General features: G+C 31.9%; 15 protein-coding genes and 2 tRNA genes. 13 read left to right on the forward strand and 4 right to left on the reverse strand.

Annotation, left to right across the window (positions count from 1 at the left end):
- Positions 1-99: 99 nt before the first annotated feature.
- Genes pta through LCI24_RS14840 form a run of 3 tightly spaced genes read left to right on the forward strand, consistent with a single transcriptional unit; the run spans position 100 to position 4192 of the window.
- Entirely contained in the window at positions 100-2193 is a 2094-nt protein-coding gene (gene pta, locus LCI24_RS14830) for a phosphate acetyltransferase (protein ID WP_274641077.1), read from the forward strand.
- A gap of 21 nt (positions 2194-2214) precedes the next feature.
- Positions 2215-3396, forward strand: a complete 1182-nt coding sequence (locus LCI24_RS14835) for an acetate/propionate family kinase (RefSeq protein ID WP_274641078.1) — start codon at positions 2215-2217, stop codon at positions 3394-3396.
- 1 nt (position 3397) lies between these two features.
- Positions 3398-4192, forward strand: coding sequence for a tRNA pseudouridine synthase A (locus tag LCI24_RS14840; protein ID WP_274641079.1), 795 nt, complete (start codon positions 3398-3400; stop codon positions 4190-4192).
- A gap of 6 nt (positions 4193-4198) precedes the next feature.
- Here the strand turns inward: LCI24_RS14840 and LCI24_RS14845 are convergent, their stop codons facing one another.
- The 4 genes from LCI24_RS14845 to LCI24_RS14860 form a co-directional block, all read right to left on the reverse strand.
- The gene (locus LCI24_RS14845; protein ID WP_274641080.1) at positions 4199-5848 is read right to left on the reverse strand and encodes an ArnT family glycosyltransferase; all 1650 of its coding nucleotides are present in this window, start codon (positions 5846-5848) and stop codon (positions 4199-4201) included.
- Positions 5849-5851: 3 nt separating this feature from the next.
- Positions 5852-6718: a lysylphosphatidylglycerol synthase transmembrane domain-containing protein gene (locus LCI24_RS14850; protein WP_274641081.1), complete on the reverse strand. Its 867-nt coding sequence runs from the start codon at positions 6716-6718 to the stop codon at positions 5852-5854.
- Positions 6711-7661, reverse strand: coding sequence for a glycosyltransferase family 2 protein (locus LCI24_RS14855; protein ID WP_099213908.1), 951 nt, complete (start codon positions 7659-7661; stop codon positions 6711-6713). The genes LCI24_RS14850 and LCI24_RS14855 overlap by 8 nt, the downstream gene beginning before the upstream one ends.
- A gap of 103 nt (positions 7662-7764) precedes the next feature.
- Positions 7765-8907 carry an acyl-CoA dehydrogenase gene (locus LCI24_RS14860; RefSeq protein ID WP_274641082.1) on the reverse strand — a complete coding sequence of 381 codons (1143 nt, stop codon included), beginning with the start codon at positions 8905-8907 and terminating at the stop codon, positions 7765-7767.
- Between the two features lie 92 nt (positions 8908-8999).
- Here LCI24_RS14860 and LCI24_RS14865 point away from each other — a divergent pair, with 92 nt between their 5' ends.
- The 10 genes from LCI24_RS14865 to LCI24_RS14910 all read left to right on the forward strand — a co-directional run bounded on the left by LCI24_RS14865 (position 9000) and on the right by LCI24_RS14910 (position 17342).
- Complete coding sequence (locus LCI24_RS14865) at positions 9000-10064, forward strand: anhydro-N-acetylmuramic acid kinase (RefSeq protein ID WP_274641083.1); 1065 nt, start codon at positions 9000-9002, stop codon at positions 10062-10064.
- Positions 10065-10244: 180 nt separating this feature from the next.
- On the forward strand, positions 10245-11471 hold the full coding sequence (locus LCI24_RS14870) for a Glu/Leu/Phe/Val dehydrogenase dimerization domain-containing protein (RefSeq protein WP_274641084.1): 1227 nt from the start codon (positions 10245-10247) through the stop codon (positions 11469-11471).
- Positions 11472-11646: 175 nt separating this feature from the next.
- Positions 11647-12330, forward strand: a complete 684-nt coding sequence (locus LCI24_RS14875) for a MotA/TolQ/ExbB proton channel family protein (protein ID WP_099213912.1) — start codon at positions 11647-11649, stop codon at positions 12328-12330.
- On the forward strand, positions 12330-12722 hold the full coding sequence (locus LCI24_RS14880) for an ExbD/TolR family protein (RefSeq protein ID WP_159616334.1): 393 nt from the start codon (positions 12330-12332) through the stop codon (positions 12720-12722). Before LCI24_RS14875 ends, LCI24_RS14880 begins: the two co-directional genes overlap by 1 nt.
- Positions 12723-13535 carry an energy transducer TonB gene (locus LCI24_RS14885; RefSeq protein WP_274641085.1) on the forward strand — a complete coding sequence of 271 codons (813 nt, stop codon included), beginning with the start codon at positions 12723-12725 and terminating at the stop codon, positions 13533-13535. It begins immediately after the preceding gene.
- 31 nt (positions 13536-13566) lie between these two features.
- On the forward strand, positions 13567-14775 hold the full coding sequence (locus LCI24_RS14890; RefSeq protein ID WP_274641086.1) for a bifunctional folylpolyglutamate synthase/dihydrofolate synthase: 1209 nt from the start codon (positions 13567-13569) through the stop codon (positions 14773-14775).
- A gap of 70 nt (positions 14776-14845) precedes the next feature.
- A tRNA-Val gene (locus LCI24_RS14895) sits at positions 14846-14920 on the forward strand.
- Positions 14921-14948: 28 nt separating this feature from the next.
- Positions 14949-15023 (forward strand) — tRNA-Val (locus tag LCI24_RS14900).
- Positions 15024-15129: 106 nt separating this feature from the next.
- The gene (locus tag LCI24_RS14905) at positions 15130-16410 is read left to right on the forward strand and encodes a nucleotide sugar dehydrogenase (RefSeq protein WP_274641087.1); all 1281 of its coding nucleotides are present in this window, start codon (positions 15130-15132) and stop codon (positions 16408-16410) included.
- Positions 16410-17342, forward strand: coding sequence for a Gfo/Idh/MocA family protein (locus LCI24_RS14910; protein ID WP_274641088.1), 933 nt, complete (start codon positions 16410-16412; stop codon positions 17340-17342). Before LCI24_RS14905 ends, LCI24_RS14910 begins: the two co-directional genes overlap by 1 nt.
- Positions 17343-17364 lie beyond the last annotated feature (22 nt).

The following is a 17364-nucleotide window of genomic DNA, read 5'->3' on the forward strand; positions in this document are numbered from 1 at the left end:
GCTCTATGTTTTAGAGATTATTATATCTCGTAGTTTTTAATCCTTTTCCCGTTATTTTTATAATTTTAAAAGAAGTAATTTTGCTTCAAAAGCAAGAATATGAATAAATCAATTTATATCGCTGCAAGTGATGCAAATTCAGGAAAGTCTATGTTGAGCTTGGGGTTGATGCAACTGTTACTTCGAAAAAAACCCAAAGTAGGTTATTTCAGACCTATAATTGACAATCCAATAGGTAATAAGAGAGATAATCATATAAACACAGTTCTTAATTACTTCAATTTAAAAAGCAGTTATGATGATTGTTATGCTTTTACGAGGTCAGAGTTAATTAGAAATTTGAACGAGAATAAAGAGGATGAAATTATTAACAAAATCATTGAAAAGTATAAGAAGTTAGAAGAGGAAAATGATTTTGTAATTATTGAAGGAACTGATTTTTCTGATCATGGAGCTGTGATTGAAATGGATTTAAATGTTCTTATAGCTAAAAATATTGGAACACCTGTAATCATAGTATCAGGAGGTGTGAATAAAACACTTGAAGATTTTACTCAGAGTCTACGATTAACTTACGACTCTTTTGTGAATAAAGATGTACAGGTTATTGCAGTTGTAGCAAATAAAGTGCAAGAAAAGAATATTCCAATTATTGTAAAAGAAGTTGGTGGTAACTTACCAAAGTCAGTTTCTATAAATGCTATTCCAATAGATCAAAAATTAAATAATCCAACAATCAAGGAATTTTTAATGGAGATTGAAGGAAAAGTTTTATTTGGTGAAAAGTTTTTAAATAATACTACAGGTGATATTAAAGTTGGTGCCATGCAATTATCTCATTTTTTACATCATTTAGGAGATGATAGTGTAGTGGTAACACCTGCCGATAGATCAGATATATTGTTAGGTACTTTGCAAGCCAATATCTCTAGTAATTATCCATCTGTAGCTGGGATTATTCTTACAGGAGGAATGGAATTAAATTCTTCTATAATAAAACTAATTGAAGGATTAGAAAAAATAGTGCCAATTCTTTGGGTAAAAGATGGAACATTTAGTGTAGCATCAAGATTGGGAGCTGTACGTTCTCATATTTATGCTGAGAATGTTGATAAGATAAAAATGTCTATCAACATGTTTGAAAAATATGTTGATGTTACAAACTTGAATGAAAAGCTAGTTAGCTATAGAGGATCAGAAGCACTCACACCGAGAATGTTTCAATATAATTTATTAAAAAAAGCAAAAGAGACTCGTAAACATATTGTGTTACCTGAAGGGAATGATGATAGAATATTAATTGCAGCTTCTCAATTACAAAAGACTGATGTTGTTAAGTTAACAATATTGGGGAAAAGAGTAAATGTAGAAGCTTCAGTTAAGCGATTAAATATCCCTTTTGATTTTGAAAAAACAGAAATTATCAATCCTATAGAATCTGAATACTTTGCAGATTTTTCTAATACATTATATGAACTAAGAAAACATAAAGGTTTAAGTCCTGCAATGGCAGAAGATTTAATGGGAGATGTTTCTTATTTTGGAACGATGATGGTGTATAAAGGAATTGCAGATGGTATGGTTTCTGGAGCAGCACATACTACGCAACATACTATAAAACCAGCGTTACAGTTTGTAAAAACCAAACCAGGGTTTTCAGTAGTTTCTTCAATTTTCTTTATGTGTTTGGAAGATAGAGTGTCTGTATTTGGTGATTGTGCCATTAATCCAAACCCGACAGCTGAAGAATTGGCTGAAATCGCAATTTCTTCGGCAGATTCAAGCATTGCTTTTGGCATAGATCCTAAAATAGCTATGTTGTCTTATTCATCAGGTACTTCTGGAAAAGGAGAAGATGTAGAGACCGTTAGAAGAGCCACTGAAATAGTGAAAGAAAAACGTCCAGATTTAAAAGTAGAGGGGCCTATTCAGTATGATGCAGCAGTTGATCCTTCAGTAGGAAAAAAGAAATTACCTAATTCGGAAGTTGCAGGTCAAGCAAATGTGTTAATTTTTCCAGATTTAAATACAGGGAATAATACTTATAAAGCTGTGCAACGTGAAACAGGGGCTTTGGCTATCGGACCAATGTTACAAGGGTTGAATAAACCAGTAAACGATTTAAGTAGAGGTTGTACTGTTGATGATATTTTTAATACTGTAATTTTAACTGCAATTCAAGCGCAAGAATAACTTGCTTATCAATATAAAATAATGAAAGTTTTAGTAATTAACTCAGGAAGTTCCTCTATAAAATATCAATTGTTTGAAATGCCTCAACAAGAAGTACTTTGTTCGGGTATGATAGAAAGAATTGGTTTAGAAATTGGAAAAGTTCACTATAAATCAAACAATGATAAAATTGAAGAAGAAGTAGTAATTAAAGATCATAAATCAGGTTTAGAGAGAGTGGTTGATTTATTATTGGATGAAAAAGTAGGAGTAATCTCTTCTACCAATGAAATTAAAGTTGTAGGACATAGAGTCGTACATGGTGGAAGCACATTTACAAAAACTGCTATAGTTACTGATGAAGTTAAAAAGAAAATAGAGTCATTGTTTTCGTTAGCTCCTCTACATAATCCAGCAAACTTAGAAGGGATAACAGTATCTGAATCCATTTTTAAAAATGCACAACAAGTAGCTGTTTTTGATACAGCATTTCATCAAACCATACCTGTTGAAGCTTACAAATATGCAATTCCTAATAAATTTTTAGATGAACATAGAATTCGTTTATATGGATTTCATGGAACTAGCCATAAATATGTATCGGAAAAAGCGAATGAATATCTTCAAAAAGAAAATTCAAAAATTATTACCATTCATTTAGGAAATGGGTGTAGTATGACTGCAATAAAAAACGGAAAAAGTATTGATCATAGTTTAGGGTTTGGTCCAGTTACAGGTTTAATCATGGGGACACGTTCTGGAGATATTGATCATTCTTTGATTTTCTATTTGATAAACAACTTAGGATATGATGCTGATTATGTAAACAACATGTTACAAAAAGAAAGTGGAATGTTAGGCTTAACAGGTTTTAGTGATTTACGAGATATTGAAGCTGCCGCAGCAAAAGGAGATAAAAACTGCCAGTTAGCGTTGGATATGAACGCTTACAGAATAAAAAAATACATAGGTTCGTACGTTGCGGCGATGAATGGTTTAGATGCGATTGTATTTACGGCTGGAATTGGTGAAAATTCTGACGTAATTAGAAAATTAGTTTGTACAGATATGGAGTATTTGGGAATTGAGTTAGATACAGAAAAGAATGCTATCCGAGCTAAACAGTTCACTGAAATACATAAAGATACTTCAAAAGTAAAAGTGTTGGTAATTCCAACAAATGAAGAGTTAGAAATAGCAAAACAATCATACGAGTTATTATAGTATGAATTATAACTACGCGTATTTAGTCCAGTTTCAGTATTTGGGGTTTCGTTTACACGGTTGGCAAAAACAACCTAATTTAAAAACAGTTCATTTTTTTGTTGATAAAACATTAAAGTTCGTGTGTAAAGGAATTCGATGCAAGTCGATAGGAGTTGGGAGAACAGATGCAAAAGTATCATCTACCGATTATTATTTTCAGTTGTTTATTGACGAAAAATTAGATGAACTTTTTTTTATTGAAGATTTCAATAGGAATTCGCCTTCAGACATTCGAGTGTTAGCTCTAGAGCAACTTCATGATGAAGAGTTTAATATTATTCAACATCCGAAAGTTAAGGAATATCGTTATTACTTTTCTTTTGGAGAGAAAAACCATCCTTATTGTGCTCCTTTTTTAACAGGGTATTTAGATAAATTAGATATAGAGTTAATGAAAGAAGGCGCACAACTTTTTGAAGGTTTTCATAATTTTAAGCATTATTGTACAAAACCTTCACCAGAAACGAAACTAGAACGTACGATTGATGTTTGTAGAATTGAAGAGAATACAGAATTGTTAGCCTCTTTTTTTCCTGAGAAAAGCTATGTTTTAATCATTAGAGGGAGCGGGTTTTTACGTAATCAAATCCGTTTAATTATGGGAGCTTTAGCTGAATTAGGTAAAGGTAACTACGACTTAGAGTTCATCAAGAAAAGTTTGAGTCCTGAAAATAGTGATATAGACTTTATGAAAACTATAGCACCAGCTTCTGGTTTGCATTTACATGGGATTGAATTTAAAAATGAAGAGTAAATTTCACTAAGATTTTTTGGAAGCTATTTTTAATAAGTACGCATCACCTAACTTAGAATCTCTCGTTTTAGGGTTTAGAAATTTTAAGCTAAGTCTAGTTACTCTAAAATGATCAACTCTGTGTTTTTCTTTAATGATAAAACCATCTTCTTCAACTTTTTCAAGAGGAATATTTCGAATAACAATCCAAACGTCTTTATTAATGTTTTTGAGTTCTTCCTTTGTAATATGGGGAGTATTTCTTTCGGTATAAAAATCTAAAGGCCAAGAGTAATCATTTTCATAAAAATATACGTCTTCAATGTTTATGGAATCGTTTTGGTTAACAATGGTAGCTAGTTTTATCCCTCCTTGATATTGTAGCAATTCAGGATAGAAGTAAGTATTAAGTACTACATTGATAAACACCATTAAGAGAACAGAATTAATAACTATTTTTTTACTAAGATTCTCCTTCTGAATTAAAGAAAATAGTAATACTAAAAATAAAATACAACTAATTATAAAAGTTAAGATAGATGGAGTATTAAAAGTAAAGCATAAAATTAAAACAACAGCAATGGTTAATACAATTGTCATAAAGTAAACGAAGCCTACAAATATTTTTAATGTTTTTTGTTGATTGTCTTTTTGTAGGTTATACAAAACCCCTGCTGTAAAAACCGAGAATAAAGCTAATAATGGATTTAAATAATGAGGTAATTTAAATTTCGAAAAACTAATAATAAGTAAAGTAATTAATACTCCTCCTAGGGTTAATAGTTCTATGTCTTGTACAGACTTAAATTTATTTTTAACCAATTTTTTGATCTGATAAAATAAACCGTAGTACATTAAAAAAGCCCAAGGTAAAAAAGTCCAAAGTAGAGAATGGAAAAAGAAAAAGTAATCAGGACTATTCTGTTTAAAACCAGTAGCAGTTATTCTCTCAACATTTTGACTCCATAAAATAAAATTTACACCATCCATTCCAAATTGAACATAGTAGGCATATACTACAGGTGTAATAGAAAGGAAGAAAGCAAACAAACCAATAAGGACCTTGTAGGAAAATATTACATTAAACTTTTTAGTGTAAATTATATGAGAAAATATAGCAAAACAAATAATTCCTACTCCATAAAATCCTTTAGTAGAAAATGATATTCCCATACCAATGGCCCCTAGAATAATTGAAATTAGTTTTTTTGTTGAGACATATTCAAACAATTGCCAAATGGCAAAAATTGTAGCTCCAGTTAATACAGCATCGGTACGAACATCGTGATTAGCTAAAATTATAGACTGGCTAGTTAAAAAGATAAGCGAACCAAAATGAGCTACACTTTTACTATATAGCTTTTTTGTTAATTGATAAACAGAATATGCTCCTAAAATAGTAAATAATAAAGCTGGAAGTCGATAAGCCCATTCATGTAAACCAAAAATTTTAAATGAAATAGCTGATAACCAAAAATGCATATGTGGTTTATCTAAATAAGGGTTAGGGCCTTTTAGTAATTCAAAAAAATTATCACTTAAATACATGCGCATTGACATTGTAGCATGTTGCGCAGAATCATTGGCCATTAAAGGAATAAACAATCCTATAACATAAACCACTGCAACTAAAAAATAGAGATATTTAATGTTTTTTTGTTGGTAAAAAAAGTCCATAAATTATTTATTGTATGAAACAGCTGTTAGCTGTACTTTGTTTATAATGAAAACTAATCCAATTAATGAAATTAAAGCAGTAATAATATTAAATGAAAGTCCAATACTTGTGGCAATTGTATCTTTGGTGTTTAAAAAAGTAGAAGCTTTTAAAAAGATATACTCCCTTGCCCCAAAACCTGCAAAAGAAACTATTGAAAGTACTGAAGAAATTAAAAAAACAAAACAGTAACTAATAATTCCAGTTACTTTTAACTGAAAGGCTTTAATAATACAAACAATAACACCAACTTGTAATAATTGAATTACTATTGAATAACCAAAGCTATAAGTATAATAAGTGTTACTATTTTTAAAAATTCGCGCTAATGCAAATTTTGCTATAAAAAAAGTAACAAAAGAAAGAACAATACTTATCAAAAGTAGTATTGAACTTGAAAAAAATAAATAACCTCCCATTAAAATTAATAGAGAGAAAATAGCCAATAAGCCAATAAGCCTATCTATAAATACACATTTAGTTAGCTGCTTTGGCTTCCATCCAAACTGCTTATTTAATATATATACTTTATAGGCGTCTCCACCTACACCTCCTGGAATAAAGAAGTTGTAAAACATTCCAATAAAATACAATTTTAAATTACTAACTTGACTTAGTGTAAACTGATTTTGATGAAAAATATAATTTAATCGTAAGGATGAAACAAACTGTGAAATAATAAATAAAACAATAGCCAATACTAAATAAAAAGGATTGGAGGTCTCATATAATTTAATGACTTGATTAAAGTCAATTTTAGTAAAAACTAAGTATAAGAGTAAGATACTTACACCTATTTTAGCGAGTGTTTTAACAATTTTATTATTCACTTACATGAATTTTTCTAATAGTATAAGGACGTTTTTTTTGTGATTCGTAATAAGTTCTCATTAATAAATCTGTAATAATCCCCACAGTAAAGAATTGTAAACTAATAATAACTAACATTACACCGACAATCAATAAAGGTCTTCCCCAAATATCTTGTCCTAATAACTTTAAAATTAGTAGATAAAAATTGATAGCTAATCCGAAGAACATAAAAAACAACCCGAAGTTACCAAAAAGATGAACTGGACGCTGCATATACTTTCTTTGGAAGATTATTAAAATAATATCATTAATAACCTTTACAGTTCTACCTAAACCATATTTTGATTGCCCATGTATTCTAGGGTGGTGTTTTACTGGTATTTGCGTAATTCTAGCACCATTTAAATGCGCCAAAAGATTAATAAATCGGTGCATTTCACCATATAAATTTAAATCTTTAGCTATATCTTTTTTAAATACTTTTATAGCACACCCTTGATCTTTTAAATCTAAACGAGTAGCTCTTCTAATTAAAAAATTGGCAATTTTAGAAGGAATAGTACGAATAAAAGAGTCTTTTCTTTTAGCTCTAATTCCAGTAACAACATCCCAATCTTCTGTTTCTGCTTTTTCAATCATGTGTGGGATATCTGACGGGTCATTCTGCATGTCTCCATCAAGCGTAACTATATAATCACCTTTTGCCTGATCAAACCCAGCAGCTAATGCTAAACTCTGACCATAATTTTTACGTAGCTCAACCAAAATAACTCTAGGGTTATTCATGTTAACAACATTTTTCTTTGTGTTATCGGTTGAAAAATCATCAACATAAATGATTTCGTAATCAAATCCTTCTAAACTATCATCAATTTGTTGAGTTAACGGAACTACATTGTCTTCTTCATTATAAACAGGAACAATTACAGATATAAATCCGTAGGATTTTTTATTTGACATAAGTGATTATTTATTGGGCAAAGTTACTATAAAGAATTTAAAAAAGTAAAAGCTCATTTTTAAAATGAGCTTTTACTTATATATAGATATGAAAGAGAAATAATTAATCTCTTAATACACTTCTTGAAATTACAATTTTTTGAATTTCAGAAGTTCCTTCGTAAATTTGAGTAATTTTAGCATCACGCATTAAACGCTCAACGTGGTATTCTTTAACGAATCCATTACCTCCGTGAATTTGAACAGCTTCAACAGTTTGTTCCATAGCTACTTTAGAAGCATATAATTTAGCCATAGCACCTTCGCGATCGTAGTTTTCACCAGCATCTTTCTTGCAAGCAGCAGCCATTACTAAGTGACGAGCAGCAGCAATTTCAGTATACATATCAGCTAATTTGAATGCGATAGCTTGGTGGTTGCAGATTTCAGTACCGAAAGCTTTACGCTCTTTAGAGTATTTTAACGCTAACTCATATGCTCCAGCAGCAATACCTAATGCTTGAGCAGCAATACCGATACGTCCACCAGATAAAGTTTTCATTGCAAACTTAAACCCGAATCCATCTTCACCAATGCGGTTTTCTTTAGGAACTTTTACATCGTTAAACTGTAACGTGTGAGTATCAGAACCACGGATTCCTAGTTTATCTTCTTTAGGACCAACGTGGAAACCTTCCATTCCCTTTTCAACAATAAAAGCATTGATTCCTCTATGACCTTTAGCTCTATCAGTTTGTGCAATAACTAAATAGGTATCAGCACGTCCACCGTTGGTAATCCAGTTTTTAGTACCATTTAATAAATAGTAATCTCCTTTGTCTTCAGCAGTAGTTGCTTGTGAAGTAGCATCAGAACCAGCTTCTGGCTCACTTAAACAAAAAGCTCCTATTTGCTCACCAGTAGCTAATTTCGTTAAGTATTTTTGTTTTTGTTCTTCAGTACCATAAGCTTCTAAGCCATAACAGACTAATGAATTGTTTACAGAAACCATTACTGAAGCAGAAGCATCAATTTTTGATAATTCTTCCATAATTAATACGTAAGAAACAGCATCCATTCCGCTTCCTCCATATTTAGGATCTACCATTACTCCCATAAATCCTAACTCACCCATTTTGCGAACTAGTTCATTAGGAAACTCTTGTTTTTCATCTCTTTCTATAACTCCTGGCAATAATTCGGTTTGAGCAAAATCACGTGCAGCATCACGAATCATTAAATGCTCTTCTGTAAGGTTAAAATCCATTATCTATTTTATATTTTGTTAAATTCGTAAAAAATGTGCTCAAAGATACTTTTTTAATAGCAATTTTTCAATAGACTTGCTATTTTTACTTTATGCAAGACAACTATATTTATTGTATTGGATTAATGTCAGGAACTTCTTTAGATGGAATAGATTTGGCATATATAAAAATACACGAAAAGTTATACGAAGATTTTAGAATTATACAGGCAAAGACAGTATCATATTCTAATGAATGGAAGAATATACTGCAAGAAGCTATTAACTATGGCGAGAAAGATTTACAAATTTTAGATGTTAATTATGGTGAATTTCTGGGGAGTATATTGAATAACTTTATAAGAGAACATCGTATTTCTAAATTAGACTTTATAGCGTCTCACGGACATACAATTTTGCATCAACCAGAAAACGGAATTACCTTACAAATAGGAAATGGGCAAGTCATAGCAAATATTACTCAGCAAAAAGTAGTATGTGATTTTAGAACTCAAGATGTAGCGTTAGGAGGACAAGGAGCTCCTTTAGTACCTATTGGAGATAGGCTATTATTTACTGATTATGATTACTGTTTAAACTTAGGAGGGTTTGCTAACATTTCTTATGAAGGAAATAAGCAAAGGATAGCTTTTGATATTTGTCCTGTGAATATTGTACTAAACCATTATACACGTAAAATAGGTTTAGAATATGATAATGAAGGGGAAATAGCTTCAGAAGGAAAAATTAATATTGAATTATTGAGGCGATTGAATGAGCTTCCTTTTTATCAAGACATTCCTCCAAAATCGTTGGGGCTGGAATGGGTACAGTCAACTATTTTTCCTTTAATAGATAAAGAGGAGTCAGATATACCGACTATTCTAAGAACTTTTGTAGAGCATGTAGCGATGCAAATAGGTAATGTTGTTAAAAATGATGCTACTATTTTAGTAACAGGAGGAGGAGCATTCAATACGTTTTTAATGAAGAGAATAGAATTTTTTGCACAGACAAAAATTAAGCAAGTAACTACTGAACTTATCGATTATAAAGAAGCCTTGATTTTTGCGTTGTTAGGAGTGTTAAAGCTTCAAAATAAAGTAAACTGTTTACAGTCAGTTACAGGGGCCAAGAAAGATCATTCTTCAGGTAATATTTTTTATCCGCAGAAATAATTTAAAGTATTTGAGTAATGTTGTTTTTTATGATAAATTTGTTCGGTAACAACCACACATTAAAACCTATATTATAATGAATCAACTTTAGCTTCCCCACAGGGGAATAATTACAACGAATTTTTTGAATATGAAAAAGAAACAGGTAAAGTTGAAAATCATCTATTATAACATTAAACAATGAAAGAATTATTAAAGCAATACGAAGAAAAACAACCAGAAATAGTATTTAATTGGAAAGACCCTGAAACAGAAGCTGAGGGTTGGACTGTAATAAACTCATTAAGAGGAGGTGCTGCTGGAGGTGGTACACGTATGCGTAAAGGGTTAGATAAATATGAAGTAATGTCACTTGCTAAAACAATGGAAGTGAAGTTTACTGTATCGGGACCTGCAATTGGAGGAGCAAAATCAGGAATTAATTTTGATCCTCAAGACCCTCGTAAAAAAGGAGTTTTAGAGCGTTGGTATAAAGCAGTTGCTCCATTATTGAAAAACTATTATGGAACAGGAGGAGACTTAAACGTTGATGAAATCCACGAAGTAATTCCTATCACAGAAGATAGTGGAGTTTGGCATCCACAAGAAGGTGTTTTTAATGGACACTTTAAGCCTACTGAAGCTGATAAAATTAATCGTATTGGTCAGTTACGTCATGGAGTTATCAAGGTGTTAGAAGATGAAAACCTATCGCCAGATATTTCCAGAAAATATACAGTAGCTGATATGATTACAGGGTATGGTGTTGCTGAAGCAGTTCGTCATTACTATGATATTTATGGAGGAACAGTAGAAGGAAAGCGAGCAGTAGTACAAGGTTTTGGTAATGTAGGTTCAGCAGCAGCTTATTATTTAGCGCAAATGGGGGCTAAAGTTGTGGGTATAATTGATCGTGTTGGGGGAGTCATTAAAGAAGAAGGATTCTCTTTTGAAGAAATTCAAGAAATGTTCTTAAACAAAGACGGTAATACTTTAGTTTCTGAAAACATGATTCCTTTTGAAGAAATTAACGAACGTATTTGGGACTTGCCATGTGAAATTTTTGCACCATGTGCAGCTTCAAGGCTAGTTACTCAAGACCAAATTAATAGCATGATTAACTCAGGGTTAGAAGTTATCTCATGTGGAGCAAATGTTCCGTTTGCAGATAAAGAAATTTTCTTTGGTTCTATTATGGAGGACACGGATAAGAAAGTAAGTTTAATTCCAGACTTTATTTCAAACTGTGGTATGGCAAGGGTATTTGCTTACTTTATGGAGCGTAGAGTAGAAATGACAGATCAAGCTATTTTTGAAGATACTTCAAATACTATTAAAAAAGCTTTACAAAGAACACATGCTAAAAGTGCGGCAAAAACTCAAATAAGTGAAACAGCTTTTGAAATTGCATTAAAAGAACTAGTATAAACCTATTAGTTTTTATGATTACAAAAGTGTTGTTTTTGATTAATCAAGTATAATAAAAGTAAAAGTCTTCCTTCATTGTTAAAAGTAAGGAAGACTTTTTATATCAAACAATTTTAAATAAATGAAATCGTTAGTTAAATAGCGAAAACATAATATAAATCCTAATTTAGTATTCATGCTATTATTTCAAGAAACTCAGGAGTTAGTAGAGGAAGTACCTCAAGAAAAAACTTTATCAATCTATAATTTAATTATGGATGGAGGTGTAGGCGGTCAAATCATTATTGCTTTGTTATTCGTTTTATTAGCCGTAGCTCTTTATATTTATTTTGAACGTTTTTTTGCTATTAAAGAAGCATCAAAAGTTGATGTTAATTTCATGGATCAAATTAGAGACCATGTAACTAATGGAAGAATAGATAGTGCTCAATCACTTTGTGATAATACAGTAACACCAACGGCTAGACTAATAGGAAAAGGAATATCTAGAATAGGAAAACCTTTAGAAGATATTAATACAGCAATAGAAAATGCAGGGAAACTTGAAGTGTATAAGTTAGAAAGAAATGTTTCAGTTTTAGCAACAATTGCAGGTGCCGCTCCAATGATAGGTTTTTTAGGAACTGTAATTGGAATGATTGTTGCGATTCATGAAATAGCAAATTCAGGAGGACAAATTGATATTAAGATGTTATCAGACGGTTTGTATACAGCTATGACAACTACTGTAGCAGGATTAATAGTTGGAATTATAGCATACATTGCTTACAACCATTTAGTAGTTCGTACAGATAAGGTAGTTTATCAAATGGAAGCAAAGTCTGTTGAGTTTTTAGACTTATTAAACGAGCCAGTATAATGAATTTACGAGGAAGAAATAAAGTCAATCCAAATTTCAATATGTCATCAATGACTGATATTGTTTTTTTGTTATTGATATTTTTTATGTTAACATCTACACTTGTAACAGTGAGTGCAATTGATGTTTTGTTGCCAAAAGCTGGAGGTAAAACAGAAAACAATACATCAGTAGCAGTAACCATAACAAATGATGCGTCATTTTATATAGATAAAACAAAAGTAAGCAACGTAAATTTAGAAAGGGAGCTGTTAACTAAAGTAGGTGTTGATAAAAAGAAAACAGTAGTTATTCGTGGTGATCAAAATGTGCAGTATAAAAATGTAATGCAGGTAATTGATATTGCTAATAGAAACAAGTTAAAAATGATTTTGGCTGTTAAAGGTAAATAAATGACAGTTTTAGATACACAACATAAACGTAAATCAGCTGTGATAACAGCAATTATTCTGATATTATTAATAATCGGGATATTCAATTACGGAATGAAATATCTCGATCCGCCTATTGAATATGGTTTAGCGATTAATTTTGGTACTTCTGAAGTAGGAAGTGGTGAGCCTGTTGAAAAAACAAAATCGCAAGCTACTCCAAAGCAAGAAGAAATTGTTGAAGAGTTGGTAGAAGAAGCTCCAGAGGAAACCATCAAAGAAGAAATTATTACAGATGACACAGCGGAAGAGGTTCCAGTGATTGAAAAAAAAGTAGAAAAGAAAGAAGCTGTAAAAGAGACTCCAAAAGAAGTAAAGCCTAAAGAGAAGCCAAAACCATCAAAAGAAACAACTGATGCTTTAAATAGTTTGTTAAATGGAACATCAAAAGATGGAGCAAACTCTGGTGAAGGAGATGATAAACAATCGGGAGTTAAAGGAAATGAAAATGGAGATCCAAATTCAGATAAATATTATGGGAATTCAGGAAGTGGTTCAGGAGGTAATTATAACCTTGCAGGAAGAAAAGCTTTGTCAAAACCTATTCAAAAACCTGACTGTCAAGAAGAAGGTACAGTAGTGGTAAGTATTGAAGTAAATCAAAGTGGACAAGTAACTAAAGCAACTCCAGGAGCTCGAGGAACTACAAATTCAGCATCATGTTTATACGATGCGGCAAAAAAGGCAGCATTGAAAACAAAATGGAATGCTGATGGAAATGCGCCATCAAAACAAAGAGGAACAATTATCTACAAGTTTTCTCTTTCAAAGTAAATACATCTATTTTTTACACTAAGACATAAAAATGACTTATCAACAAGTATTAGATTGGATGTTTGCCCAGTTACCAATGTATCAACGTCAGGGGCAAACAGCATTAAAAAAAGATTTAACCAATATCGTTGCACTATGTGAAAAGCTTGATAATCCACAAAAAAAAATTAAGACGATTCATGTTGGAGGAACTAATGGGAAAGGGTCTACGAGTCACATGATAGCTTCTATATTGCAAGAAGCGGGGTGTAAAGTAGGTTTGTATACGTCACCACATTTAAAAAACTTTACAGAGCGTATTCGAATTAATGGAGAAGAAATTTCAAGAGAAGCTGTAATTGAGTTTATAGAAAAAAATAAAAACTTTCTAGAAAAACAAGGATTGTCTTTTTTTGAAATGACTGTTGGTATGGCATTTGAAGAGTTTGCGAATCAAAAAGTAGATATCGCAGTTATAGAAGTTGGTTTAGGAGGAAGATTAGATTCGACAAATATTATTATACCAGAAGTTTCGGTAATAACCAATATAGGATTAGATCATACACAGTTTTTAGGAGAGACTTTACCAGAAATAGCTTTTGAAAAAGCAGGGATTATTAAAAAAGGTGTTCCTGTGGTTATTGGTGAACGTCAAAAAGAAATAGAAAACGTTTTTATTGCTAAAGCGGAAAAATGTAGCTCTTCAATTATTTTCGCTTCGGATGAAGAGCAATATTATACAACTGATTTATTGGGTGATTATCAAAAAAATAATGTAAAAACAGCAGTAAAAGCCATTCAGCAACTAAAAGGGGTTGCTATCTCTGAAGAAAATATAAAAAACGGATTATCGAAGGTGGTAAAAAACACCAATTTAAAAGGGCGTTGGCAGGTGTTACAAGAACATCCGAAAATAATTTTTGATACCGCACATAATAAAGAAGGATTGTTTTATACATTACAACAGTTAAAAAAGGAAAAATATAAGCAGTTGCATATTGTTTTAGGAGTTGTTTCAGATAAGAATTTGAGTGAAATTTTACCAATGTTTCCTCAAAAAGCAAAATATTATTTCTGTAAACCAAATATTCCTCGCGGATTATCTGCAAGCGAATTACTAGAGGAAGCAAGTGTGTTTAGTTTAAAAGGAGAGATGTTTAGTTCTGTAAATCAGGCTTTTGAAAAATCAAAGGTAAATGCTTCAAAAGAAGATGTGATTTATGTAGGTGGAAGTACATTTGTGGTTGCAGAAATTTTATAGAAAAAAATAAAAAAAAGTTATTGTTAATTTATAAAACTGTTATATATTTGCACCCGCAATTAACAAGTAAGGGCGCGTAGCTCAGTTGGTTCAGAGCACTTGGTTTACACCCAAGGGGTCAGGGGTTCGAATCCCTTCGCGCCCACAACTCTTACAAAGGTTTAATTGCAAAAGGGCGCGTAGCTCAGTTGGTTCAGAGCACTTGGTTTACACCCAAGGGGTCAGGGGTTCGAATCCCTTCGCGCCCACTGTTAAGTCTCATCTTTTTAGATGAGACTTTTTTGTTTTATAAGCTTTTGTTCGTACTATTTTTTGTAGTTTTGTGAACTTGAAAAATCTTTAAAGGACTACGTATTGGATAAGAAAATAGCAATAATAGGGTTAGGGTATGTAGGGTTGCCATTAGCGAGGTTGTTTGCTACAAAATATTCTGTAGTTGGATTTGATATAAACAAAAAAAGAGTACAAGAGCTAAATAAAAGCATAGATGTTACTAAGGAGGTAGATTCCGAAGTATTGTTGTCTGTCATACGAAGCAAAGAGACTAAAAAAAATGGGCTGTTTTGTACATCTGAAGTTGATGATATTAAAGATTGTACTGTTTTCATAGTAACAGTCCCTACACCTGTAGATAAAAATAATAGAGCAGTACTGACACCTTTAATACATGCAAGTGAAACTGTAGGGAGAGCTTTGAAGAAGAATGATGTTGTTATTTATGAATCAACAGTATATCCTGGGGTTACAGAAGAAGTTTGTGTACCTGTTTTAGAAAAAACATCTAGACTAAAATTTAATAAAGACTTTTTTGCAGGCTATTCTCCAGAGCGAATAAATCCAGGAGATAAAAAGAATACTATAGAGAATATTTTAAAGGTAACGTCAGGTTCAACTCCTGAAGTAGCTAATTTTGTTGATGAATTATATAGTTCAGTTGTTACAGCAGGGACTCATTTGGTTTCTAGTATAAAAGTAGCAGAAGCTTCAAAAGTAATTGAAAATTCGCAACGAGATATTAATATAGCTTTTGTGAATGAATTAGCGAAGATTTTTGGGTTTATGAATATTAATACTCAAGAAGTATTAGAGGCGGCAGGAACCAAATGGAACTTTTTGCCATTTAAACCAGGACTAGTAGGAGGGCATTGTATAGGAGTAGATCCATATTATTTGGTACAGAGAGCGGAAGAATTAGGGTATCATCCAGGGATTATTTTTGCAGGTAGAAGAATGAATGATGGAATGGGAGAGTATGTGGCTTCTCAAGTAATCAAGTTAATGATAAGTCGTGATGTCAAAATAAAAAATGCCGATGTCTTAGTTTTAGGTATTACGTTTAAAGAGAACTGCCCAGATGTTCGCAATACCAAAGTGGTGGATGTTGTTCGTTCATTAAAAGAGTATGGAGCAAATGTGATAATTTATGATCCATGGGCAAATGTTGATGAGGTTGAAAAAGAATATGGATTGCAATCAACAAAGGAATTACCAGCAGAAAAGTATGATGCTATTGTGTTAACAGTAGCACATAATGAATATAAAGAGTTAGATATTATTTCTTTAAAAAAGGAAGAGTCTGTGGTGTATGATGTGAAAGGAGTATTGTCAAAAAAAATAGTAGATAAAAGTTTATAGTGAAAAATTTTGCACTCATAGGGGCAGCGGGTTATATAGCTCCCCGTCATTTAAAAGCGATTAAGGATACAAATAATGTTCTAATAGCTGCTTTGGATAAAAATGATAGCGTTGGTATTATGGATAGTTACTTTCCTAAAGCTGATTTTTTTGTGGAATTTGAACGTTTCGATCGTCATATAGAGAAACTAAAAAGACAACAAAATATTCAACTAGATTATGTGAGTATATGTACTCCGAATTACCTACACGATTCTCATATTCGAATGGCACTCCGTAGAGGAGCTGATGCGATCTGTGAAAAACCGTTGGTTTTAAACCCTTGGAATGTAGACGCTTTAGAAGCGATAGAGAAAGAATCAGGGAATCAAATTCATACAATACTTCAGTTGCGATTACACCCAAGTATTATTGCGCTTAAAAACAAAATAGATAAAGAAAATAAGAAGGAGAAATATGAGGTGGATTTAACCTATATTACTTCACGAGGAAATTGGTATGATATTTCTTGGAAAGGTAATGAGAGTAAGTCAGGAGGAATCGCAACCAACATTGGGGTTCATTTTTTTGATATGCTTTCTTGGATTTTTGGAAGTGTTCAAGAGAATAAAGTACATCTCAGAGAAAAACATAAAGCGTCAGGTTATTTAGAGTTTGAAAATGCACGTGTACGTTGGTTTTTGTCAATTGATGAAGCTACCTTACCAAAACAAATTCAAGAAAAAGGGCAACGAACTTATCGTTCTATTACAGTAAACGGAGAAGAAATTGAATTTAGTTCAGGTTTTACAGATCTTCATACTATAAGTTATCAAGAGATATTAAAAGGTAATGGTTTTGGTTTGCAAGAAGCAAGACAATCAATAGAAATAGTCCATGACATTCGTAATTCTGAGTTAATAAATACGGGAGAGAAGCATTATCTTTTGTAATATATATATTTGCATAAAAATA

Origin of the sequence: Tenacibaculum larymnensis, assembly GCF_028829235.1 — a bacterium.
Taxonomy (GTDB): Bacteria; Bacteroidota; Bacteroidia; order Flavobacteriales; family Flavobacteriaceae; genus Polaribacter; species Polaribacter larymnensis.